This is a genomic window from Kutzneria sp. NPDC052558 (assembly GCF_044547355.1).
Lineage (GTDB): Bacteria > Actinomycetota > Actinomycetes > Mycobacteriales > Pseudonocardiaceae > Kutzneria.
This window is the reverse complement of the sequence record NZ_JBIUAG010000020.1, coordinates 159,020-179,186: the sequence shown is the minus strand read 5'-3', so window position 1 is coordinate 179,186 and position 20,167 is coordinate 159,020. Positions and strand designations below refer to the sequence as shown.

General features: G+C 70.0%; 22 protein-coding genes. 12 read left to right on the top strand and 10 right to left on the bottom strand.

The annotated features are described in order from the left end of the window. Positions 1 to 702 (bottom strand): alcohol dehydrogenase catalytic domain-containing protein (locus ACIG5F_RS31545; protein WP_396523543.1); only part of this gene is annotated, 702 nt, incomplete at its 3' end. A 194-nt stretch (positions 703 to 896) separates the two neighbouring features. Then, a complete protein-coding gene (locus ACIG5F_RS31540) occupies positions 897 to 1,175 on the bottom strand; it encodes a hypothetical protein (protein WP_396523542.1) in 279 nt (92 codons plus the stop codon). A gap of 177 nt (positions 1,176 to 1,352) precedes the next feature. Between ACIG5F_RS31540 and ACIG5F_RS31535 the strand changes: the two genes are divergently transcribed. From ACIG5F_RS31535 to ACIG5F_RS31520, 4 genes are all read left to right on the top strand, one after another. After that, positions 1,353 to 1,679, top strand: a complete 327-nt coding sequence (locus tag ACIG5F_RS31535; RefSeq protein ID WP_396523541.1) for a hypothetical protein — start codon at positions 1,353 to 1,355, stop codon at positions 1,677 to 1,679. A 34-nt stretch (positions 1,680 to 1,713) separates the two neighbouring features. Continuing rightward, positions 1,714 to 2,073 (top strand): SPW repeat protein, encoded by a 360-nt coding sequence (locus ACIG5F_RS31530; RefSeq protein WP_396523540.1) that lies wholly within the window; start codon positions 1,714 to 1,716, stop codon positions 2,071 to 2,073. Between the two features lie 30 nt (positions 2,074 to 2,103). Next, entirely contained in the window at positions 2,104 to 2,673 is a 570-nt protein-coding gene (locus ACIG5F_RS31525; protein ID WP_396523554.1) for a TetR/AcrR family transcriptional regulator, read from the top strand. Positions 2,674 to 2,840: 167 nt separating this feature from the next. Further along, positions 2,841 to 2,984, top strand: coding sequence for a hypothetical protein (locus ACIG5F_RS31520; RefSeq protein WP_396523539.1), 144 nt, complete (start codon positions 2,841 to 2,843; stop codon positions 2,982 to 2,984). A 1-nt stretch (position 2,985) separates the two neighbouring features. Here ACIG5F_RS31520 and mce read toward each other — a convergent pair whose 3' ends face one another. After that, on the bottom strand, positions 2,986 to 3,435 hold the full coding sequence (gene mce, locus ACIG5F_RS31515) for a methylmalonyl-CoA epimerase (protein ID WP_396523538.1): 450 nt from the start codon (positions 3,433 to 3,435) through the stop codon (positions 2,986 to 2,988). A 134-nt stretch (positions 3,436 to 3,569) separates the two neighbouring features. Here mce and ACIG5F_RS31510 point away from each other — a divergent pair, with 134 nt between their 5' ends. From ACIG5F_RS31510 to ACIG5F_RS31495, 4 genes are all read left to right on the top strand, one after another. Next, positions 3,570 to 4,757, top strand: a complete 1,188-nt coding sequence (locus ACIG5F_RS31510; RefSeq protein WP_396523537.1) for an acetyl-CoA C-acetyltransferase — start codon at positions 3,570 to 3,572, stop codon at positions 4,755 to 4,757. 4 nt (positions 4,758 to 4,761) lie between these two features. Then, the gene (gene meaB, locus ACIG5F_RS31505) at positions 4,762 to 5,730 is read left to right on the top strand and encodes a methylmalonyl Co-A mutase-associated GTPase MeaB (protein WP_396523536.1); all 969 of its coding nucleotides are present in this window, start codon (positions 4,762 to 4,764) and stop codon (positions 5,728 to 5,730) included. Positions 5,731 to 5,856: 126 nt separating this feature from the next. Then, positions 5,857 to 6,210, top strand: a complete 354-nt coding sequence (locus ACIG5F_RS31500; RefSeq protein ID WP_396523535.1) for a hypothetical protein — start codon at positions 5,857 to 5,859, stop codon at positions 6,208 to 6,210. Between the two features lie 110 nt (positions 6,211 to 6,320). Then, on the top strand, positions 6,321 to 7,196 hold the full coding sequence (locus ACIG5F_RS31495) for a Ku protein (RefSeq protein WP_396523534.1): 876 nt from the start codon (positions 6,321 to 6,323) through the stop codon (positions 7,194 to 7,196). 59 nt (positions 7,197 to 7,255) lie between these two features. Here the strand turns inward: ACIG5F_RS31495 and ACIG5F_RS31490 are convergent, their stop codons facing one another. The 7 genes from ACIG5F_RS31490 to ACIG5F_RS31460 form a co-directional block, all read right to left on the bottom strand. Beyond that, positions 7,256 to 7,615: a type II toxin-antitoxin system VapC family toxin gene (locus ACIG5F_RS31490; protein WP_396523533.1), complete on the bottom strand. Its 360-nt coding sequence runs from the start codon at positions 7,613 to 7,615 to the stop codon at positions 7,256 to 7,258. Between the two features lie 29 nt (positions 7,616 to 7,644). Next, complete coding sequence (locus tag ACIG5F_RS31485) at positions 7,645 to 7,911, bottom strand: AbrB/MazE/SpoVT family DNA-binding domain-containing protein (protein ID WP_396523532.1); 267 nt, start codon at positions 7,909 to 7,911, stop codon at positions 7,645 to 7,647. A gap of 173 nt (positions 7,912 to 8,084) precedes the next feature. Next, positions 8,085 to 9,077: an ABC transporter substrate-binding protein gene (locus ACIG5F_RS31480; protein WP_396523531.1), complete on the bottom strand. Its 993-nt coding sequence runs from the start codon at positions 9,075 to 9,077 to the stop codon at positions 8,085 to 8,087. 27 nt (positions 9,078 to 9,104) lie between these two features. Beyond that, positions 9,105 to 10,130 (bottom strand): ABC transporter permease, encoded by a 1,026-nt coding sequence (locus tag ACIG5F_RS31475; RefSeq protein WP_396523530.1) that lies wholly within the window; start codon positions 10,128 to 10,130, stop codon positions 9,105 to 9,107. Beyond that, complete coding sequence (locus ACIG5F_RS31470) at positions 10,127 to 10,891, bottom strand: ATP-binding cassette domain-containing protein (protein ID WP_396523529.1); 765 nt, start codon at positions 10,889 to 10,891, stop codon at positions 10,127 to 10,129. Before ACIG5F_RS31470 ends, ACIG5F_RS31475 begins: the two co-directional genes overlap by 4 nt. 73 nt (positions 10,892 to 10,964) lie before the next feature. Then, positions 10,965 to 11,981, bottom strand: a complete 1,017-nt coding sequence (locus ACIG5F_RS31465; protein WP_396523528.1) for a class I mannose-6-phosphate isomerase — start codon at positions 11,979 to 11,981, stop codon at positions 10,965 to 10,967. After that, positions 11,978 to 12,961, bottom strand: a complete 984-nt coding sequence (locus tag ACIG5F_RS31460; RefSeq protein WP_396523553.1) for a LacI family DNA-binding transcriptional regulator — start codon at positions 12,959 to 12,961, stop codon at positions 11,978 to 11,980. The genes ACIG5F_RS31465 and ACIG5F_RS31460 overlap by 4 nt, the downstream gene beginning before the upstream one ends. Positions 12,962 to 13,316: 355 nt before the next feature. Between ACIG5F_RS31460 and ACIG5F_RS31455 the strand changes: the two genes are divergently transcribed. The 4 genes from ACIG5F_RS31455 to ACIG5F_RS31440 all read left to right on the top strand — a co-directional run bounded on the left by ACIG5F_RS31455 (position 13,317) and on the right by ACIG5F_RS31440 (position 20,130). Beyond that, positions 13,317 to 16,610, top strand: a complete 3,294-nt coding sequence (locus ACIG5F_RS31455) for a GH92 family glycosyl hydrolase (RefSeq protein WP_396523527.1) — start codon at positions 13,317 to 13,319, stop codon at positions 16,608 to 16,610. Positions 16,611 to 16,760: 150 nt separating this feature from the next. Next, positions 16,761 to 18,050: a DUF2786 domain-containing protein gene (locus tag ACIG5F_RS31450; protein ID WP_396523526.1), complete on the top strand. Its 1,290-nt coding sequence runs from the start codon at positions 16,761 to 16,763 to the stop codon at positions 18,048 to 18,050. Between the two features lie 128 nt (positions 18,051 to 18,178). Further along, a complete protein-coding gene (locus tag ACIG5F_RS31445) occupies positions 18,179 to 19,087 on the top strand; it encodes an ABC transporter ATP-binding protein (RefSeq protein WP_396523525.1) in 909 nt (302 codons plus the stop codon). After that, positions 19,084 to 20,130 carry an ABC transporter permease gene (locus ACIG5F_RS31440; RefSeq protein ID WP_396523524.1) on the top strand — a complete coding sequence of 349 codons (1,047 nt, stop codon included), beginning with the start codon at positions 19,084 to 19,086 and terminating at the stop codon, positions 20,128 to 20,130. The genes ACIG5F_RS31445 and ACIG5F_RS31440 overlap by 4 nt, the downstream gene beginning before the upstream one ends. The last annotated feature ends 37 nt before the right edge of the window (positions 20,131 to 20,167 follow it).

Sequence of the window (20,167 nt, the reverse complement as noted above, 5' to 3'; positions counted from 1 at the left end):
CCCACCCGAGGCGCCCCAGATCAGCACCGTGTCGCCCTGCTTCATGTTCGCGCCGTTGGTCGAGACCAACTGCCGGTACGCGGTGGAGTTGACCAACCCCGGCGAGGCGGCCTCCTCCCAGGTCAGATGGGGCGGCTTGGGCATCAGCTGATTGGTCTTGACCAACGCCAGCTCGGCCAGCCCGCCGAAGTTGGTCTCGAAGCCCCAGATCCGCTGCTCCGGGTCGAGCATCGTGTCGCTGTGCCCGTCCGGGCTCTCCAGCTCCACCGACAGGCAGTGCGCCACCACCTCGTCGCCCGGCTTCCAGGCCTGCACGCCCGGCCCGGTCCGCAACACCACACCGGCCAGGTCCGACCCGACCACGTGATACGGCTGGTCGTGCCGGGCGGCCAACGGCGAGGTGCGCCCGTAGCGCTTGAGGAACCCGAACGTGGACAACGGCTCGAAGATCGAGGTCCACACGGTGTTGTAGTTGATGGCGCTGGCCATCACCGCCACCAGCGCCTCACCCGGGCCCAGCTCCGGGGTCGGCACCTCGTCCAGGTGCAGCGACCGGCGCGGGTCCTTGTCCGCGGTGGCCAGGCCGTCGAAGACCTCGACCTCGTCGGCGTGCACGGTCACGCCCCGGTAGGTCTCCGGAACGGGCAGGTGGGCGAGCGTGTCCAACTCGTCGGCGAGGATGGCGTCAAGGATCTTCTGCACGGCGGTGCCTCCGGGGCCTCGATGGGTCCGATCGCAGGTTGGAGGCAGGTTACCCACGAGTAACGATACAGATCCACGGATGTGGCCCGGTTCACCCGTCAGCGTCGTCGGCGCGGTCGGTGCCCCACGAACGAAGCCGTCGAGGGACGCCGACCGCGAGAACTCGATTTTCCGCATACGGCAGGTAGCCGCGGCTACACCTCGTGCACGTAGCTCTGGAAGTACCAACCCCATGGCCCGCTGCACTGAATGAAGAGGAAGCCGTTGCGTGGCGCGCTGCCGTCCCAGTAGGTGATTTGCCGGTCGGCCACGGAGCCGGAGTGCGACGAGCTCTGCGACGGCTGCGAGTAGCAGGCCCCGCCCCTGGAGATCTGGACCCTGATCAGCTGATGCGGCGCGGCCGATGCGGCCGGCGCGGCGAGCGCGGCCCCGGCGGCCAGTGCCACCGCGGCCGCTGCGAAGCGAATTGTCATCGCTTTCCCCTCTCGAATGGTGGACATCGGCGAGTGTGCGCGTGGCCGCAGGGGAAGGCGATGCTTTTCGGGCAGAACCGAAAGGCTCCACCTTTCGGTTCGGGCTGAAAGGCTGGCGGGCGCGAATGGGTGGCGGTCAGACTCCGGTCGGCGGTTGGGGAGCCGTTGACTGGAGTGGTGACAGTGTTGCGAATTCATTTCACACGCCGGGATCTGGCCGGAATCGTCGTGGCCGAGGATTTCGACCCGCTCTGGGAATCGGTCCTGAGCGTGCACCGGCTGCGCGAACGCGAAATCGACACGGATCTCACCCGATGGTCGAACGGCTGCGGCAGCCAGTGCCAGCGAGCACGCCACGGTGTTGCGCAAGGCCGGCCTGGTGGCCAGCGAGCGGTGCGCCAACTCGGTCCGGCACAGCCTCACCTCGGTGGGAGAACTGCTGCTCAGAGGCTGGATGTCTACACGGTCACAGTCCTTGACCGGCCGGCCAACCAAGGCGCATGATCTGCGTATCCCACGAGGATGTGGAGGGGTTCAAATGGCCAAGTCATGGACTAGGTGGCAGGACTGGACCGAGGTCGTGATCGGCGCGCTGGTGGCGCTCTCGCCGATCGTCGTGACGACCTCGACGGCCGCGGCGTGGACGATGGTCGTCCTCGGTGTGCTCGTCGTGCTCGACGGGCTGTGGTCGCTGGCGTCCCCCAGTTTGGTGGCCGGCGAGTGGGTGCAGATCGTCCTCGGAGTGCTGCTGTTCGTGGCACCCTGGGTGATGGGCTACACCGCGATGTCGGGCGCGTCCTGGGTGTCCTGGGTCGGCGGCGTGCTGACCGTGCTCGCGGGCGCGGTGGCCCTGCCGGTGGCGACGTCCGCGCACCGCGGACTGGCCGGATCACACTGACGATGTGGTGAGGTGCGGGTGGCGCAGGACATGCCGGCCAGGGAGCGAATCCTGACGGCGGCGGAGGAACTGTTCGCCGAGACCGGGTTCGAGGCCACCCCCACCTCGAGGATCGCCGAGCGGGCCGGCGTGCCCAAGGGGCTCGTGCACTACTACTTCAAACGCAAGCCCGATCTCCTGGTCGCGCTCGTCGAGCGGTTGCCCGACGAGCGCGTCGACCTGTCCGGGGTGGTCGTGGCCGGCGACGTGGCCGGCAGCCTGCGCCGGCTGCTGGCCGAGCTGGACCGCCGCCGCCAGGAGTCGCCGGTGCTGAGCAGCCTGCTCTACCGCGAGGCCGACACCCACCACACCGTGCGGGACGCGTTGCAGGGACGGTTCCGGCACCTGGTCGCGGTGATCCGCAAGGTGATCATGGCCGCCGGCAGCGAGGTCCAGTGCAAGGCCGACGTGGACAGCGCGGCCGAGCTGCTGGCCCTGGCGGTCAGCTACCAGCACTCGGTGGCCCGCCACGAGGCCGAGCCCGATCCCGGCCGGGTGACGATGGAGCGGGAGCTGGCCTTCATCGCCGACGCCCTCGCACTGGGCGCCGGGGCGCCGTAGGTCCACCCGATCGGGTGAGGCATTTCCCTTTCCTTTTCGGACGCCCTGGCCGGCATTCCGGGCCGTTCGCGGAAGATCGGGTCAAGATCGGCCGAGGCGTGGAATTCGCTGGTTACGCTGATTTCCGTGAATCGAGTGGTTGTCGCGGCCCACGCCGTGAGCTGGACGTGGTCCGCCTGCTGGCCGACGGCCGCGAGCTCGGCCTGAGCGAACGCGGCGTGAAGAACGTGCTGGAGGTGCTGTTGCGCCGGCTCGGCCTGCGCAACCGACCGCACGCCGTGGCGGCGGCGATGCGGTCGGGACTGCTCTGACTCAGTGACTCTCGGCCGGCTGCACCAGCTCGACCAGCACGCCGCCGGCGTCCTTGGGGTGCACGAAGTTCACCCGGCTGTCGGAGGTGCCGCGCTTGGGCTTCTCGAACAGCACCCGCAGGCCCTTGGCCCGCAGCGCGTCGCAGGCGGCGTCCACGTCGGTCACCCGCAGGGCAAGCTGCTGCAGGCCCGGGCCGCTGCGGTCCAGGAACTTGGCGATGGTGGAGTCCGGCCGGGACGGCGCGAGCAGCTGGATGGCCGCGCCGGTGGTGTCGCCGGGGGCCCGCAGCATGGCCTCGCGCACGCCCTGCTCCTCGTTGACCTCCTCGTGGGCCACTTCCAGGCCGAAGGTCTCCCGGTGGAAGGCGATCGCGGCGTCCAGGTCGGGCACCGCGATGCCGACGTGGTCGATGGCGGTGACGAGGTCGCCCAGCTCAGCGCGCAGAGTCATGCCACCGCAGGGTAGTAGCCTGAATTCCCGTTATCACTAGAACCGCTGGTTGTGCGGCTACTCACAGCCGCAGGCCAAGTTACCGGGCGGTATGGTCCACAAGACCACCGCCCGCATCGCCGCTGGAGGCTGTCGTGTCCGGTTCCGTCATCGTCGCGGGGGCCCGCACCCCGATGGGACGACTGCTCGGCTCGCTCAAGGACTTCTCCGGAGCCCAACTCGGTGGCGTCGCCATCAAGGGCGCGCTGGAGCGGGCCGGGGTCCGACCCGAGCAGGTCGACTACGTGATCATGGGCCAGGTGCTGACCGCGGGCGCCGGCCAGATCCCGGCCCGGCAGGCCGCGGTGGCCGCCGGCATCCCGATGGACGTGCCCGCGCTGACCATCAACAAGGTGTGCCTGTCCGGCATCGACGCCATCGCGCTGGCCGACCAGCTGATCCGGGCCGGCGAGTTCGACATCGTGGTGGCCGGCGGCCAGGAGTCCATGACCCAGGCCCCGCACCTGCTGCCCAAGTCCCGCCCGGGCTTCAAGTACGGCGACGTGACGATGCAGGACCACATGGCCTACGACGGCCTGTTCTGCGCGTTCGACCAGGTCGCCATGGGCTCTTCCACCGAGAAGCACAACGCCCGCTACGGCCTGACCCGCGAGGAGCAGGACGCGTTCTCGGCCCGTTCGCACCAGCGGGCGGCCGAGGCGGCGAGGAACGGGATCTTCGACGACGAGGTCGTGCCGGTCCCCATCCCGCAGCGCAAGGGCGACCCGGTGCTGTTCAGCACCGACGAGGGCGTGCGCGGCGACACCACCGTGGAGACGCTGGCCCGGCTGCGCCCGGCCTTCGCCGCCGACGGCACCATCACCGCCGGCTCCGCGTCGCAGATCTCCGACGGCGCCGCCGCGGTCGTGGTGATGAGCAAGGCCAAGGCCGAGGAGCTGGGCCTGAGCTGGCTGGCCGAGATCGGCGCGCACGGCGTGGTCGCCGGCCCCGACGCCAGCCTGCACGAGCAGCCGTCCAACGCGATCCGCAAGGCCTGCGCCAAGGAGGGCATCGACCCGGCCGACCTGGACCTGGTCGAGATCAACGAGGCCTTCGCCGCGGTCGGCGTGGTGTCGGCCCGCAAGCTCGGCGTGTCCGAGGACAAGGTCAACGTGAACGGCGGCGCCATCGCGCTGGGCCACCCGATCGGCATGTCCGGCGCCCGCATCGTGCTGCACCTGGCGCTGGAGCTCAAGCGCCGTGGCGGCGGGGTCGGCGCGGCCGCGCTGTGCGGCGGTGGCGGCCAGGGCGACGCGTTGATCGTGCGCGTGCCCAAGAACTGACTCCGTGGCCCGCGTCGTCGATGTGCCCGACCTGGTCGCACGGGCCAGGTCGGGCGAGCCGAGGGCGGTCGCGCGGCTGATCTCGCTCGTCGAGGACGCCAGCCCGCAGCTGCGGGCCGTGGCCGCCGCGCTCGCCCCGCACACCGGGCGGGCCCAGGTCATCGGCCTCACCGGCGCGCCCGGCGTCGGCAAGTCGACGATGACCTCGCAGCTGGTGACCGCGTTGCGGCGCAAGGAACTTCGCGTCGGCGTGCTGGCCGTGGACCCGTCATCGCCGTTCTCCGGCGGGGCGCTGCTCGGCGACCGGGTGCGGATGCAGGAGCACGCCACCGACGCCGGCGTGTTCATCCGCTCCATGGCCAGCCGCGGGCATCTCGGCGGCCTGTCCTGGGCCACGCCCCAGGCGCTGCGGGTGCTGGACGCCGCCGGCTGCGACGTGGTGCTGATCGAGACCGTCGGCGTCGGGCAGTCCGAGGTCGAGGTGGCCGGGCTGGCCGACACCACCCTGGTGCTGGTCGCGCCGGGCATGGGCGACGGCATCCAGGCGGCCAAGGCCGGCATCCTGGAGATCGCCGACGTCTTCGTGGTGAACAAGGCCGACCGGGACGGCGCCGACCGCACCGTCCGGGAGCTCAAGCACGGGCTGTCGCTGGCCCGCCGGGAACGACCCGGGCCCAGCTGGCGGCCGCCCGTGGTGCGGGCCGTCGCCGCGCAGGGCGAGGGGATCGACGAGCTGGTCGAGGCCATCGGCCAGCACCGGCGGTGGCTGGTCGACCGGGGCGAGCTGGAGCAGCGCCGGCAGGCCCGCGCCGCCGCCGAGGTCGAGGCCATCGCCCTGGCGCAGCTGCGTTCCCGCCTCGGCGACCTGCGCGGCGGCACCGCCCTGGACCAGCTGGCCAAACGCGTCGCCACCGGCGAGCTGGACCCCTACACCGCCGCCGCCGACCTCATCACCGCCCTCGCCACCCCCTGACCCCCCGGCTTTTGACGCTTGGAAGGGGGCTTTCCTCCACTCAGAGTGGAGGAAAGCCCCCTTCCAAGCGATCGGGGGGCGATCGGGGGGCGGTCGGGGGGCGTCGAGTGGGGCGGCGGTGGCAGGATGGCGGGCGTGACTGGTGCTTCGATCATGCCGGCGACGGTGGCCGCGGCTCACCTGGAGTCGTGCGCGGCCGCGCTTGCCGGGGCCCGGATAACCGACCAGGACGACATCGCCACGATCGTGCCGATCCTGACGCGGGCCCAGCGGCAGCTGGCGGTGGCGCTGAAGAACATCTCCCTCAACGCGGTCGGCGGGCAGCCTCGTTCCGTAACGTTGGAGGGCCGGGTGCTCGAATGGACTGAGCTGTCCGAGGTACTGACTGAGGCGGCCGACGCAGCCGACTCTACGGCGGATGCCCTAGAGGAAGCCTTGCCGTTCCTGGAAGACGCCGACGGCGACGACACCCGTTCGTAGCAGCAACCGCTCCGATCCCGGCGCTTACCCTGGATGGCACGCGTTTTCGCGCGCCACTGAGGTGCTTCCCCCGCCGCAATGACGTGGCCATCGTCGAGGAGGGGTCGACTTTGCGCAGCTTCTGGAAGGGCAGCATCGGATTCGGGCTCGTGAGCATTCCCGTCAAGGCGTACCGGGCGACCGAGGAGCGCGGGCTCGGGCTGCACCTGGTGCACGCCGCCGACGGCGGCCGGATCCGGCTGACCCGGTTCTGTGAGATCGACGGCGCGGAGGTGCCTGCGGCCGAGGTGGGGCGGGCCGCGGAGACCGGCGGCGGGGACGTCGTGCTGATCACCGACGAGGATCTGGCCACCCTGCCGGTGCCGACGCTGCGCACCATCGCCGTGCACGGCTTCGCGCCGCCCGAGCAGATCGACTCGCTGCACCTGTCCCGCGGCTACTACCTGGAGCCCGACGCCAACGGCGTGCGCCCGTATGTGCTGTTCGCCGAGGCGCTGCGCCGGTCGGGCAAGGTCGCGGTGATCAAGGTGGCCTTCCGGCAGCGGGAGACCATGGGGGTGGTGCGGGTCCGCGACGGCGTGCTCGTGCTGCAGACCCTGGTGTGGCCCAACGAGATTCGCCGGCCGGACTTCCCGTTCCTGGACGAGGACGTGGACATCCGGCTGCCCGAGCTCAAGGCCGCCACCGCCCTGATCGACCACCTGGCCCGGGATTTCGATCCCGCCGAGCACACCGACGCCTACCGCGCGGCCCTGGACGAGCTGATCGAGGCCAAGGCCGCCGGCAGCGAGGTGATCCGGCCCGAGGTGCCGATCCAGCCCAACGGCTCCGGTGATCTGCTGACGGCGCTGGAGGCGAGCCTGAAAGCCTTGGAGCCCAAGGATTCCGGCGCAGCTCGCCGAGCCAGGGCCGCTGCCGCGAAGGCTTCCGCCGCTGCCGACCGCGCCCGCGCGACCGCCCGCGCCGCCGCCAAGTCCCGGCGCTGACCCCCACCCCGGCGAGTCGCGCTCAGCGTCAGGGCGAATGGAGGTCTGGGGACAGGCTCCTATCCCAGGACCTGCACACGGTCGTCGATGCCCGCCCAGCGTTTGTCGGCGGTGAGCACGGTGTCGACGTCGTCCACAATGCCGGTGGCGATGACGAGCGCGTCAGGCAGGCGCAGCGATTGGTGCCTGGCGCGCAGCTTCACGGCCCGCACGCCGACCTCCTCGTCGATCACTCTGGCGCGGCCGAACGCCTCGGCCAGCATGGCCCGCCGCAGCTCGACGGTGTCGTCGCCCTGGCGAGCGCTGCCCACGAGCACCTCGGACAGAACGACGGCCGGCAGGATGAACAACGTCTTCGCCTCGTTCATGCGCACCAGTTCGGCCACGGCCGTCTGGTGATGGGCGTCGTGCTTGTCCATCACCGCCACTACGACGCTGGAGTCGAGTACTACTTTTCCCACTCGTTCCTCAGTTCTTCCAGGTTGGTCGCGGCGGACAGACCCGGCGCCGAACCGATCAACGCGAGCACGGCGTCCTCCTGCCGAACGAGCCTGAGCACGCCGTCACCCACCACCGTGACCCGGAGGACGTCGCCGGCCTTTACATGTGCCGCAGTCAAGGCTGCGACCGGCAGCGTGATCTGATTCTTGCTGCTCACCTTGGTCGTGCGGTTGGGCTGCTGGTCTTCCGGGTCGTGTTGCAGTGCTGCACTCATGGGTAAAGGATGCGCCCCCTTCCTCGCTTTGTCGGCCCGTTGCTGACTTTGAGTGTCGAACGCTAACTCAACGTCACAGCTGTGAGGCGAAAAACGGGCCGTTCGCCGCGATTTCTGCGGTGAACGGCCCGCCGGTGATCGGCCAAGCGGTACTGCCGCGCTGACAGCGCGCCTCAGCAGCTGGACTTGTAGAAGTACTTCGACTGCTGGTCCATGTTGTCCTTGGTGATGGACACCAGGTCGGTGGAGATGGTGCGGGTCACCGAGCCGCCGGTCAGCGAGGCGATGGCCTGGTCGACGCCGTCCTTGCCGATGGTGGCGGGGTCCTGGGCGATCAGCGCCTGGAAGCTGCCGTCCTTGAGGTCGCTGACCTCCTTGGGGCTGGCGTCGAAGCCGACCAGGTTGACCGCGCCGGTCTTGCCGGCGGTGCGCAGGCCGGTGGCGGCGCCTTCACCGGTGTTGAGGTTGGTGGCGAAGATGCCGACCAGGTCGGGCGTGCTGGACAGCGTCGCGGTGACCTTCTGGGCCGACTGGGCGGCGTCGTTGTTGGTGTACTGCTGGCCGACGTAGCTCAGGTTCGGGTACTTGGCGATCTCTTCCTTGAAGCCCTTCTCCCGGGCGTCGGTGGTGGAGGTGCCGGCGATGGTGTTGAGCACCAGCACCGAGCCCTTCTTGTCACCCACGAGCTTGGCCAGGGTGTCGGCGGCCAGCTTGCCGCCCTGCTCGTTGTTGGAGGAGATGGAGGACTCGGCGACCGAGGTGTCCTGCAACGAGGTGTCGACCTCGACGACCTTGACGCCGGCGTCCTTGAGCTGCTTCATCGGCGCGGCCATGGCCTTGTCGTCGGTGGGCGCGATGAGCACGGCTGCGGGCTTGTTGGCCAGAATGCCGGTGACGATCGGCGTCTGGTCGGCCGGGTTGAAGTTCTGCGGGGCCTGGGTCTTGAGGGTGTAGCCCTTGGCCTTCGCCTCGGCCTCGGCCCCGCACTGCATGGAGATGTAGAACGGCTCGGCCGACACACCCGGGATCAGCACCAGGCTCTTGTTGTCCGAACTGGACGATCCGGTGCTGCCCGCGGACTGCCCGACCTGCCCGCCACATGCGGTGGCGAGCAACGAGACTGCGGCCAGCGCTGCGAGGCCGGCGATCCTTCTGCTGTCTGTCATCGTTGATAGACCTTTCTTGCCCAGGAGTCAGCGCTGGTTGCGGGCCCGGCGGCGCACCTGGTCGAACCAGACCGCCGCGACCAGCACGATGGCGACCGCGATGGGCTGCCAGAAGACGTTCACCCCGATGATCGTGAAGCCCTTGTTGAGCACCGCGGGGATGAACACGCCGATCACCGTGCCGATGACCGACCCCACACCGCCGAACAGGCTGGTGCCGCCGAGCACCACGCCGGCGATCGCGTTCAGGTTGTCCGTGCTGTGGCTGGTCAGCGTGGTGGTGGTGAAGTACGCCAGCGACATGAAGCCGGCCAGCCCGGCAAGCACGCCGGACAGCGCGTACACGAGCACGAGGTGTCGGGTCACGCTGATGCCGGTGCGCTGCGCGGCCACCTCGTTGGAGCCGATGGCGTAGGTGTAGCGGCCGAAGCGGGTGGTGCTCAGCAGCCACGCCCCGATCGCGGTCACCACCGCGGCCAGCACCACCATGCTCGGGATGCCGCCGAGCACCGTGCCCGAGCCGAGCGACTTGGCCAGCGCGGACGGCACGCTGCGCACGTCCGAGCCGCCGGTCAGCAGTTCGCCGGCCCCGAGCGCGGCCCCGAACGAGCCGAGCGTGACGATCAGCGCCGGGATCTTGGCCCGGGCGATGAGCAGCCCGTTGAGCACGCCCCAGGCCGCGCCGCTGGCCACCGCGACCAGCAGGCCGACGATGATCACGCCCCAGCCGGCCTCGGTGGAGTCGCCGCCGGACATGGCGTTCATGACCAGCGCCGAGGTGATGCCGGAGAACACCAGCACGGAGCCCACCGACAGGTCGATGCCGGAGGTGATGATCACGAACGTCATGCCGACCGACAGCACCAGGAGCACCGAGGTCTCGATGAGCAGGAACTGAAGGTTGGTGATGTTGAGGATCCCGCTGGGATCGATGATGCCGAACACGACGACCAGGCCCAGCAGCACCAGGGCGATCCACAGCGTGTTGGCGCCGACCAGCCGCCGGGCCAGGGGACGCTTTTCTTCCTGCTGGGGAAGGGTTTCGGTGCTCACGATGCGTCCTCCTGCACCAGCGCGCCGGTCATCGCGCCGACGAGGTCCTCCAACGACGCCTCCGAGGCCTTGAACCGGGCCACTCGCTTGCCCAGCCGCAGCACCTCGACGCGGTCGGACACCGACAGCACCTCGGGCATGTTGTGGCTGATCAGCACGACGCCGATGCCCTGGTCGCGGACCTTGCGGATCACGTCAAGCACCCGTTCCCGCTGCACCACGCCCAAAGCGGCGGTGGGCTCGTCCATGAACACGACCTTGCTGGCCCACACCACCGAGCGGGCCACGGCCACGCTCTGGCGCTGCCCGCCGGACAGCGCCGCGATCGGCACGTCCACGCTCTGCAGGGTGACGCCGAGCCGGCTGAACTCCTCGGCGGCCTTGCGGCGCATCTCCTTCTTGTCCAGCATGCCCAGCGCGCCGAGCAAGCCCCTGCGCTTGATCTCCCGGCCCAGGTAGAGGTTGGCCGCCGGGTCCAGGTCGGGCGCGACGGCCAGGTCCTGGTACACCGTCTCGATCCCGAGCGACCGCGCGGCGGTCGGCGAGTCCAGGTGGATCTGCTTGCCCTCGAACAGGATTTCGCCCGAGTCGGGCTGCTCCGCGCCGGACAGGCATTTGATGAACGTGGACTTGCCGGCGCCGTTGTCGCCGATCAGCGAGACGACCTCGCCCGCGGACACCGCGAACGAGGCCCCGCGCAGCGCCTCGACGCTGCCGTAGTGCTTGACGAGCGACCTCGCCTCCAGCAACGGCGCGGTCACTGCGGCACCTCGCTGGCGCTCGGTGTCCGCGTTCCCGGACGGACTGTGCTGAATGATTCGCTCGCGAGCTCGCTCATGCGCGAACCTCCGGGGGTAGACACCGGACGGCGACCAGTCCACCGTCCAACTTGGACGTTCCGGCCGAATAGGGCAGGACGAACGTGTCGCCGCGGCGGACGGTGATCGGGTCGCCGCCCTCGACGTGCAGGCGGCCCTCGCCCTCCAGCGCCACCAGCACGGCGAAGGACGGGTCCAGCTCGATGGCGGAGTCCGCGTGCAGCCGCTGCGCGCGGAAGAAGTCGCTGTTGGGCAACAGGTCCACAATGGACGATCGGTCGCCCGCGGTGTGCTTGACGATGGTGTCCAGGCGGTCGGCCCAGCCGGACCGGTCCAGCGCCTCCAGCGCGGTGGCCTGGCCCAGGCCCAGATGCCACGAGTCCGGCCCGTCGAGGAAGCCCTGCCACTCGATGGTGATGGAGAAGTCGGTGGGCTGCTGGAGCTCGACGATGAACACGCCCTCGCCGATGGCGTGCGGCAGCCCGGCCGGGATGAACACCGTGTCGCCGGCCTTGACCGGCACCGTGTTCAGCGCGTCCAGCATGGCCCTGCGGTCCTGCGCGGTCACCCAGTTGTCCACCACGGCCGGGTCGGCGTCGGCCTTGAATCCGATGTGGACGGTCGGGTTGGAACCCGTGGTGCCGACCACGATCCAGGCCTCGGTCTTGCCGTGCCGGCAGTTGAGGTGGTCGGCCGCGAACGCGTCGGACGGGTGGTAGTGCACCGGCAGCCGCTGGCCCGCGTCCAGCAGCTTCACCAGCAGCGCGGTGTCGGCCCCGTACTCGGCGACGTGCGCCGCGCCCAGCCAGGCCGTCGGGTCGGCCGCCACCGCGTCCCGCAGCAGGGTGCCGTCGGGCAGCGGCGACGGGCCGGCCGTCTTGCCGAACTGGCTGGTGATCGAGCCCACCCAGTCCTCGGGGCCGAACTCGGCGGTGGCCGGCAGGCCACGCAGCTCGGCGATCGCCGCGCCGCCCCGGTAGAACTGCCGGGGCTGGTTGGCGGCCAACCGAACGGGCCGCAGAACATCACTCACGGTCGCATTTCTCCTGATCCACGGGGTACCAAACGCACCGGTAGCACGACCCGCCGCGGCGGGGAGGTGTCCCCGTCAAGACGGGAGAACAGCAGTTCGGCGGCGGCCTTGCCGATGGCGCTCGCGTCGTGCGCGATCACGGTCACCGGCGGGTCGATCAGGTCGGCCAGCTCGAAGTCGTCGAAGCCGACCAGGGCGGGGCGGTTGGGTCTGCCGGCCAGCACCCGCAACAGGTGCACGGTGATCCGGTTGTTGCCGGTGACGATGGCGGTGGCCGGCTGCCGGTGCTCGCCGATGCGGCGCAGCACCTCGGCGATGCCGCGCTCGTCGTGCGGGCCCATCGCCACCAGGTCCTCGTCGTAGCGGATGCCGGCGCGCACGCAGCCCTCGCGGAAGCCGCGCAGCCGCTCGTTGGCGGTGAAGATGTCCGGGGCGTCGCCGAGGAAGGCGATGCGGTTGTGGCCGTGGGCGGCCAGGTGGCGCACGGCCAGCACGGTGCCGCCGATGTTGTCCACCAGCACGGTGTCGGCGACGACGTCGCCGGCCGGGCGGTCCAGGAACACCACCGGCATGCCGGCGCGCATCTCCGGCACCAGGTAGCCGTGCTGCATGCCGGCCGGCACCACGAGCATGCCGTCCACCCGGCGGGCGCAGAACTCCAGGGCCAGCTCGCGCTCGCGGCCCGGGTCCTCGTCCGACGAGCCGGTGAGCACCTGTCGGCCGTACTGTCGGGCGACTTCCTCGACGGCCCGGGTGATACCGGAGTAGAAGGGGTTGCCGACGTCCTCCAGCACCATGCCGATGGTGCCGGTGGAGGAGCCGCGGCGGAGGTTGCGGGCGCCCAGGTTGCGGCGGAACCCGAGCTGGTCGATGGCCGCCAGCACGCGCTCGGCGGTGGCGGGGTGCACTCCCGGTTCGTCGTTGACCACGCGGGAGACCGTTTTGATGCTGACCCCGGCCAGCCTCGCCACGTCGCTCATGGTGGCGCGGCGGACCCGTCGTGGACCGAGGCTCGACAACGTTGTCATGATGGCGCGATCTCACCGGATCCCCACACGGCTTGTCAATGGTTGTGAACCGGTCAAGTACGAAGGGCGGGGCGCAACCGTTATCGGGCCCGTTTTGCCTCTTCACACTGTTAACGTGCGTCGTTGCTGCATACGGACCACGAGCGTTGTCCGGAAGCGGACAGGGTCAACGGTCGCGTCTTGACGCGGAACCAACACGCTCCGCAGTGTTGCCCCCGGGTCGAGCGGACCCGCCGGGCGTCGCGACAAGGTTGTCACGTCCGCCGCTCGACGTACCTGCGTTCGAGCCACGGGAGGCGACCGCGTGATGAGCGGAATACCGAGACGGCGCTGGCGCGCCGCGGCGGTGATCGGCACGGCGCTGGCGATGGTGGTGTCGCCATTCATGGCGACGGCCGCGACCGCCGCGCCCACGCCCAAGGCCCAGGACCTCGCCCAATGGGTGGATCCCTACATCGGGACCCAGCCCGGCGACGCCGACATGGGCACCGGCGGCGGGGCCGCCAACACCTACCCGGGCGCGGACGTGCCGTTCGGCATGGTGCAGTGGAGTCCGGACACCGTGACGCTCCAGCACGGCGGGTACTACTACCAGGACAACCGGATCAAGGGCTTCAGCCTGACCCACCTGTCCGGCGCGGGCTGCGACACCTACCAGGACATCCCGTTCATGCCGGTGGTCGGCGACATCACCGACTCGCCCGCGGCCAACCCGATGAAGTACATCTCCACCTTCTCGCACGCAGGCGAGAAGGTGACCGCCGGCTCCTACGGCGTGAGCCTGGACAACGGGGCCAAGGTCGAGCTGTCCACCACCCAGCGCACCGGCGCCGGCCGCTTCACCTGGCCGGTCGGGCCCACCTCCACGTTGCTGGTCAACGTGTCCGGCTCGATCATGGGCACCGACGACGCCTCGGTCACCATCGGCAAGAACTACATCAGCGGCTACGCCGCCAGCGGCCACTTCTGCGGGGCCAGCGACCACTACCGGGTCTACTTCTACGCCCAGTTCGACCAGAACTTCGCCAGCACCGGCACCTGGCACAACGGCGCGGTGACGCCGGGCAAGGACACCGAGCGCGGCACCTCGCTGCCCAAGGCCCCGGTGACCAGCGCCCCCAACACCGCCGACCCGTCGGCGGCCAAGGCCAAGGCCGACGTCAAGTCGCAGTCGGTGAAGCCCCAGGACACCACCGTCTCCGGGCCCGGCAGCGGCGCGTACGTCACCTTCGACAACACCAAGTCCCCGACCGTCAACGTGAAGGTCGGCGTGTCCTTCGTGTCGGTGGACGGCGCCAAGGCCAACATCAAGGCGGAGAACGCGAACAAGAGCTTCGACCAGGTCGCGGCGGACGCCCGGGCGGCCTGGAACGCCCGGCTCAACCAGATCGCGGTGACCGGCGGCAGCAACGACCAGAAGACCATCTTCTACACCGCGCTGTACCACTCCCTGTTGCAGCCCAACGTGTTCTCCGACTCGGACGGGCAGTACCCCGGCTTCGACGGCCAGATCCACAAGGCCGCCAAGGGACACGCGATCTACACCAACTTCTCCGGTTGGGACATATACAGATCCGAGACCCAGCTGCTGGCGCTGCTGGCGCCCAACGAGACCTCCGACATCGCCAACTCGATGGTGCAGTTCGCCGCGCAGGGCGGGTCCTGGGACCGCTGGACGGTCGCCAACGACTACACCGGCGTGATGAACGGCGACCCGTACCACATCATCGTGTCCACGGCGTATGCCTTCGGGGCCAAGAACTTCGACGCCAACCAGGCGCTGCTGCTGATGGAACGCGGGGCCACCCAGCCGACCGTCGGCTACCAGGAACGGCCCGGCCTGGCCAACTACCTGAAGCTCGGCTATGTGCCCGGCGTCGCCTCCGACACGCTGGAGTACACCAGCGCCGACTTCTCCATCGCGCAGTTGGCCCGGCGCCTGGGCGACTCGGCCACGTACAACGCCTTCATCAAGCGGGCCCAGAACTGGCAGAACCTCTACAACCCGGCCACCGGCTACCTCCAGCCGCGGGCGGCCAACGGCTCGTTCGCCAGCCCGTTCAGCCCGGCCGACCCCGGCGGCTACACCGAGGGCAACGGCGCGCAGTACACGTGGATGGTGCCGTACAACTACAGCGGCCTGATCACGGCGCTCGGCGGCAACGACGCCGTGAACGCGCGGCTGGACGAGTTCTTCACCAAGCTCAACGCCGGCACCAGCGACCCGCACGCGTTCCTGGGCAACGAGCCCACCCTGCAGACGCCGTGGATCTACGACTACACCGGGCAGCCGTACAAGGCGCAGGCGCTGGTCAACAATATCCGCCAGCAGATCTGGAAGGCCGGGCCCAACGGCCTGGTCGGCAACGACGACCTCGGTGAGATGTCGTCCTGGTACGTGTGGGCCGCGCTCGGCATCTACCCGGAGATCCCGGGCCGCGCCGAGATGACCCTGAACACGCCGGAGTTCACCAGCGCCGTGATCACCCGGCCGGGCGGGCAGAAGATCACCATCAACGCCCCGGGCGCGTCCACCTCGACGCCGTACATCAGCTCGCTCAAGCTCAACGGCCAGGCCTGGACCAAGCCGTGGCTGCCCGAGTCGTTCGTCAACACCGGTGGCACGCTGGACTTCTCGCTGTCGTCCACGCCCAACACCGGCTGGGGCGCGGACCGCGCCGACGCGCCGCCCTCGTTCACCGACGGGGCCGTCAACCAGAGCACCTTCGTCGACCCGTCCCGGATCGTCGCGCCGGGCGGCGGCTCCGCCACCGCCAGCGTCGGCGTGCAGGACCTCTCCGGGCAGGGCAGCAAGGTGCACTGGACGGCCACCGCGCCGGCCGGGCTCACCATCACCCCGTCCTCCGGCGACCTGACCGCCGACGCCGGCGGCAAGGCCAGCGCCCAGGTCACCGTGTCGGTCGCGCCCGGCACCGCCGAGCAGACCTACAGCATCCCGATCTCCTACACCGCCAACGGAACCGCCATCAGCGGCTCCACCCTGGCCGTGCTGGTGGCCCAGCCCGGCAGTCTCCGGGCCACGTACAACAACATCGGCACCTCGCCCGACGACAACCAGCAGATCGGCAACTACGACGGCGGCGGCTGGAGCTACTCGCGCAACGCGCTGGCGGCCAACGGGGTCAACCCCGGCTCCACCATCACCGACTCCGACGGCCTCAAGTTCGTCTGGCCCAACGTGCCGGTGGGCGAGCTCGACAATGTCAACGCCGGCGGGCAGACCATCACCATCGACGCGCCGGCCGGGGCCACCCAGCTGTCGCTGCTCGGCAGCGCCGGCAACGGCAACGCCTCGGGCAACCTGACCATCACCTACACCGACGGCACCACCCAGACCGCGTCGGTCGGCTTCTCCGACTGGGCCCTGGGCGGCGGCGGATCGCCGGTGGCCTACAACAACCGGACCGTCGTCTCCATGACCTACCGCAACGCCGGCGGCGGCACCTCCCAGCAGCTCAAGGTGTACCTGTTCGCCACCGCCCCGATCGCGTTGCCGGCCGGCAAGCAGGTCAAGAGCATCACCCTGCCGGGCACCGTGCAGGGCGGCAGTTTCCACGTGTTCAGCGTCGGCATCGGCTGAACCCAGGACCGCTCACGAAGGACGTGGCGGCGGCTTCGTGAGTGAGAAGAGGCGGGCCCGGTCACCGGCCATCCGGGGACCGGCCCGCCTCACCCGTGTCAGGGGTCCTCGGTAGTGTCCTGTTCCGCGGCGAGAACAGGAGAGACACCGGTGGGCACTCGCAACAGGGAACGGCGCGCGGCCAAGAAGAAGGCGCGCGACCGCCGCCCCACGCGTGAGCAATGGACCGACTTCCACGACGAGCCGCCACTGGCCGAAGTCGTGCGGGACGCGGTGTTCGAGGCCGCCCGCCGCCATGCTTTCGGCGGCGAGACCGAGGTGCTGGCCGAAGTCGTCACGTTGTTGCGCAGCCAGCCCGTTCGGGCCGCGGACGCCGGTGTGGACCTGGCGCTGCGGCACGTCGTGAGCCGCATGTGCCGGGTGGGCTGGCTGCCCTACGACATCGTGCGGCACCTGGGCAAGGAGCTGGGCGAGCCGGCGGTCCAGCTCGTCACGGACGTGATCGCCGCCGATGCCGCGCAGCACGCCGACGCGACCGTGCACGAGCGCTGGCGGGAGCAGCTGCGGCAGATCGACGCCGTCGTCTGGTGGAGGCCGAGCGATCCGCACCTGAGCCAGTGGATCGAGCGGCACGGAGTCGCCCGAGCCGCGGCCCTGTCGCTGGTCCTCACCGTGATCGCGACGATCATCACCTGGCCCGATCTGCCGGTGATCCTGCCGCCGCCCGGGGCCGCCCGGGCCGCGGCCGCGCCGGCCCGGCACCGCGTCGACCCGAAGATCCTCGCCCGGGTCCGGGGCCTGCTGGCCAAGGCCGAGTCGACCGAGTTCGCCGAGGAGGCCGAGGCGCTGTCGGCCAAGGCCCAGGAGCTGATGAACCGGCACGCGGTCGAGCGGGCCATGCTCGACGCCGACGAGCACGTGCCGCAGGTGGCCACCGCGCGTCGGATCTGGCTGGACAGCCCGTATCTGGGGGCCAAGGCGCAGCTGGTGGGGGTGGTCGCCGACGCCAACCGCTGCCGCGCGGTCGTGCACGAGAAGATCGGCTTCGTGGCGGTGATGGGCGACGAGATGGACCTGGAGATCACCGAACTGCTCGCCACCTCCCTGCTGCTCCAGGCGACCAGGGCCCTGGTCGCCGCCGGCGGCGCCGGGCAGTCGCGGATCCGCTCGTACCGCCAGTCCTTCCTGGTCGCCTACGCGCATCGCATCGGGGAGCGACTGGCCGCCGTGACCGAGACGGCCCTGGCCGAGCCCGACGACCGGCTGCTGCCGGTGCTCATGGACCGCGGCAAGGCCGTCGATGAGCTGTTCGCGGCCATGTACCCGGCGACCAGGACGAAGGCCTACTCCGCGAGCAACGCCGCCGGCTGGGGCGCCGGCCGCGCCGCCGCCGACCGTGCCGACCTCGGCCTGGACCGAACGGAGCTACCGGGCACGTAGCCGATCGCGCACCGCCGGTCGCCGCCGCCGGCGCCCATCGCCCGAACGGCCTAGTGGACACCCTGACAAATCTCCGGTGTTCTGGGGAAACGCCGCCGCCGACAGCTCGCGCACCTACCGTTCCGCTCATGAGCAAGGGGAGCACTATCGTCGCCGAGGGGCTGCGCAAGCGGTACGGCGACCTGTGGGCGGTCGACGGGGTGTCGTTCACCGTGGGCGAGGGGGAGTTCTTCGGGATCCTCGGCCCCAACGGGGCCGGCAAGACGACGACACTGGAGATCATCGAGGGGCTGCGCGAGCCGGACGAGGGCAGTGTCCGGCTGTTCGGGGAGAACCCGTGGCCGCGCAACACGAAGCTGTTGCCGCGCATCGGGGTCCAGCTCCAGGCGTCGTCGTTCTTCGAGAAGCTGACGGCCCGGGAGCAGCTGGAGACCTTCGCCTCGCTGTACGGGGTGAGCTCGGCCAAGGCGCTGGAGATGCTGGAGCTGGTCGGCCTCACGGACAAGGCGGACACGCGGGAGAACAAGCTGTCCGGCGGCCAGCGGCAGCGGCTGTCGATCGCCTGCGCGCTGGCCCACGACCCGGACATCGTGTTCCTGGACGAGCCGACGGCGGCGCTGGACCCGCAGGCCCGGCGCAATCTGTGGGACGTGCTGCGGGCGATCAAGGAACGCGGCAAGACGATCGTCTACACCACGCACTATCTGGACGAGGCCGAGATCCTCTGCGACCGCACGGCCATCATGGACAAGGGCAGGATCCTGGCCATGGACGCCCCGGCGACGCTGGTGCGGGGCCTGGACGCGCCGACCCACGTGATGATCGAACGGGGCGTGATCCCGTTGGAGGAGGCCAAGACCCTGGCCGGGGTGGAGGAGGCCAGCGACGACGAGGTGTCGCTGCGGCTGTCCACTCGCAACCCGGCCAAGCTGCTGTCCACTTTGGCCGAACGCGGCGCGCTGGAGGGCCTCCAGGTCCGCGGCGCGACGCTGGAGGACGTTTTCCTTGAGCTGACCGGAAGGGAGTACCGGGCGTGACCGCGTTCAAGAGCCTGTCGGTGGCCATGTTCAAGGGCTTCTTCCGCGAACGGGTGGCGCTGTTCTTCACCTTCCTGATGCCGCTGATGTTCCTGGTCATCTTCGGCCTGATCTTCGGCAGCAGCTCGTCCAACAAGACGAAGATCGACGTGGTCGGCGACGGCCCGGTGCTCACCGCGCTGAGCGGCACCGGCATCGTGGAGTTCCAGCGGGTCGACTCGTTCGACCAGGGTGTGCAGGCCGTCCGCAACGGCGATGTGCCGGCGGCGATCTCGGTGCGGGGCAACGAGGTTCAGCTCCGCTACGCCGCCAGCGACAGCGTGCAGGCCGGCACCGTGCAGGCGGTGATCCGCTCGGTCGTGGACGCCGTCAACGTGCGGGCCAGCGGCAAGCCGCCGACGGTGACGCTGGACTCGCAGCAGGTGGAGGACTCGTCGCTGAGCGCGATCCAGTACCTCACGCCGGGCATCCTGTCCTGGGGCCTGGCCACCTCGGCGATCTTCGGCTCGGCCCTGACCCTGGTGAACTGGCGCAAGAAGCAGGTGCTGCGCCGCATCCGGCTGGCCCCGGTCGGCACCGGCACGGTGATCTCGTCCCGGCTGCTGGTGACCATCGGAACCTCGGTGCTACAGGCGATCCTGTTCGTGGCGGTGGCCATGACGCCGGTGTTCGGGCTGAAGCTGGCCGGCCAGTGGTGGCTGGCCCTGCCGCTGCTGATCCTGGGCTCGCTGTCGTTCTTCTCCATCGGCGTGCTGGTCGGCGCGATCGCCAAGTCCGAGGAGGCGGCGACCGGCATCACCAACGTGATCGTGCTGCCGATGGCCTTCCTGTCCGGCACGTTCTTCCCGTTGCAGAACGCGCCGCAGTGGTTGCAGACCGTCTCGGAAGTGCTGCCGTTACGCCATCTCAACGACGGCATGGTCGACGTTCTGGTGCGGGGCAAGGGAATCGAGGCCCTGGCCACGCCGGCGGCGGTGCTGGTCGGCTTCACGGTGGTCATCGGTTTCGCGGCCTCCCGCGTGTTCAGCTGGGAGGACAGCTGACCCTGCGTGGGGCGTGAGCCCGCTCACGCCCCACACT

Excerpts from the sequence above, each read along its gene's own strand:
- ACIG5F_RS31445 (WP_396523525.1), top strand. The coding sequence starts at position 18,179 with ATGAGCAAGGGGAGCACTATCGTCGCCGAGGGGCTGCGCAAGCGGTAC.
- ACIG5F_RS31460 (WP_396523553.1), bottom strand. The coding sequence starts at position 12,961 with ATGAGCGACGTGGCGAGGCTGGCCGGGGTCAGCATCAAAACGGTCTCC.
- ACIG5F_RS31500 (WP_396523535.1), top strand. The coding sequence starts at position 5,857 with ATGGCGGGCGTGACTGGTGCTTCGATCATGCCGGCGACGGTGGCCGCG.
- ACIG5F_RS31530 (WP_396523540.1), top strand. The coding sequence starts at position 1,714 with ATGGCCAAGTCATGGACTAGGTGGCAGGACTGGACCGAGGTCGTGATC.
- mce (WP_396523538.1), bottom strand. The coding sequence starts at position 3,435 with ATGACTCTGCGCGCTGAGCTGGGCGACCTCGTCACCGCCATCGACCAC.
- ACIG5F_RS31485 (WP_396523532.1), bottom strand. The coding sequence starts at position 7,911 with ATGAGTGCAGCACTGCAACACGACCCGGAAGACCAGCAGCCCAACCGC.
- ACIG5F_RS31540 (WP_396523542.1), bottom strand. The coding sequence starts at position 1,175 with ATGACAATTCGCTTCGCAGCGGCCGCGGTGGCACTGGCCGCCGGGGCC.
- ACIG5F_RS31455 (WP_396523527.1), top strand. The coding sequence starts at position 13,317 with ATGAGCGGAATACCGAGACGGCGCTGGCGCGCCGCGGCGGTGATCGGC.
- ACIG5F_RS31525 (WP_396523554.1), top strand. The coding sequence starts at position 2,104 with ATGCCGGCCAGGGAGCGAATCCTGACGGCGGCGGAGGAACTGTTCGCC.
- ACIG5F_RS31480 (WP_396523531.1), bottom strand. The coding sequence starts at position 9,077 with ATGACAGACAGCAGAAGGATCGCCGGCCTCGCAGCGCTGGCCGCAGTC.
- ACIG5F_RS31490 (WP_396523533.1), bottom strand. The coding sequence starts at position 7,615 with ATGGACAAGCACGACGCCCATCACCAGACGGCCGTGGCCGAACTGGTG.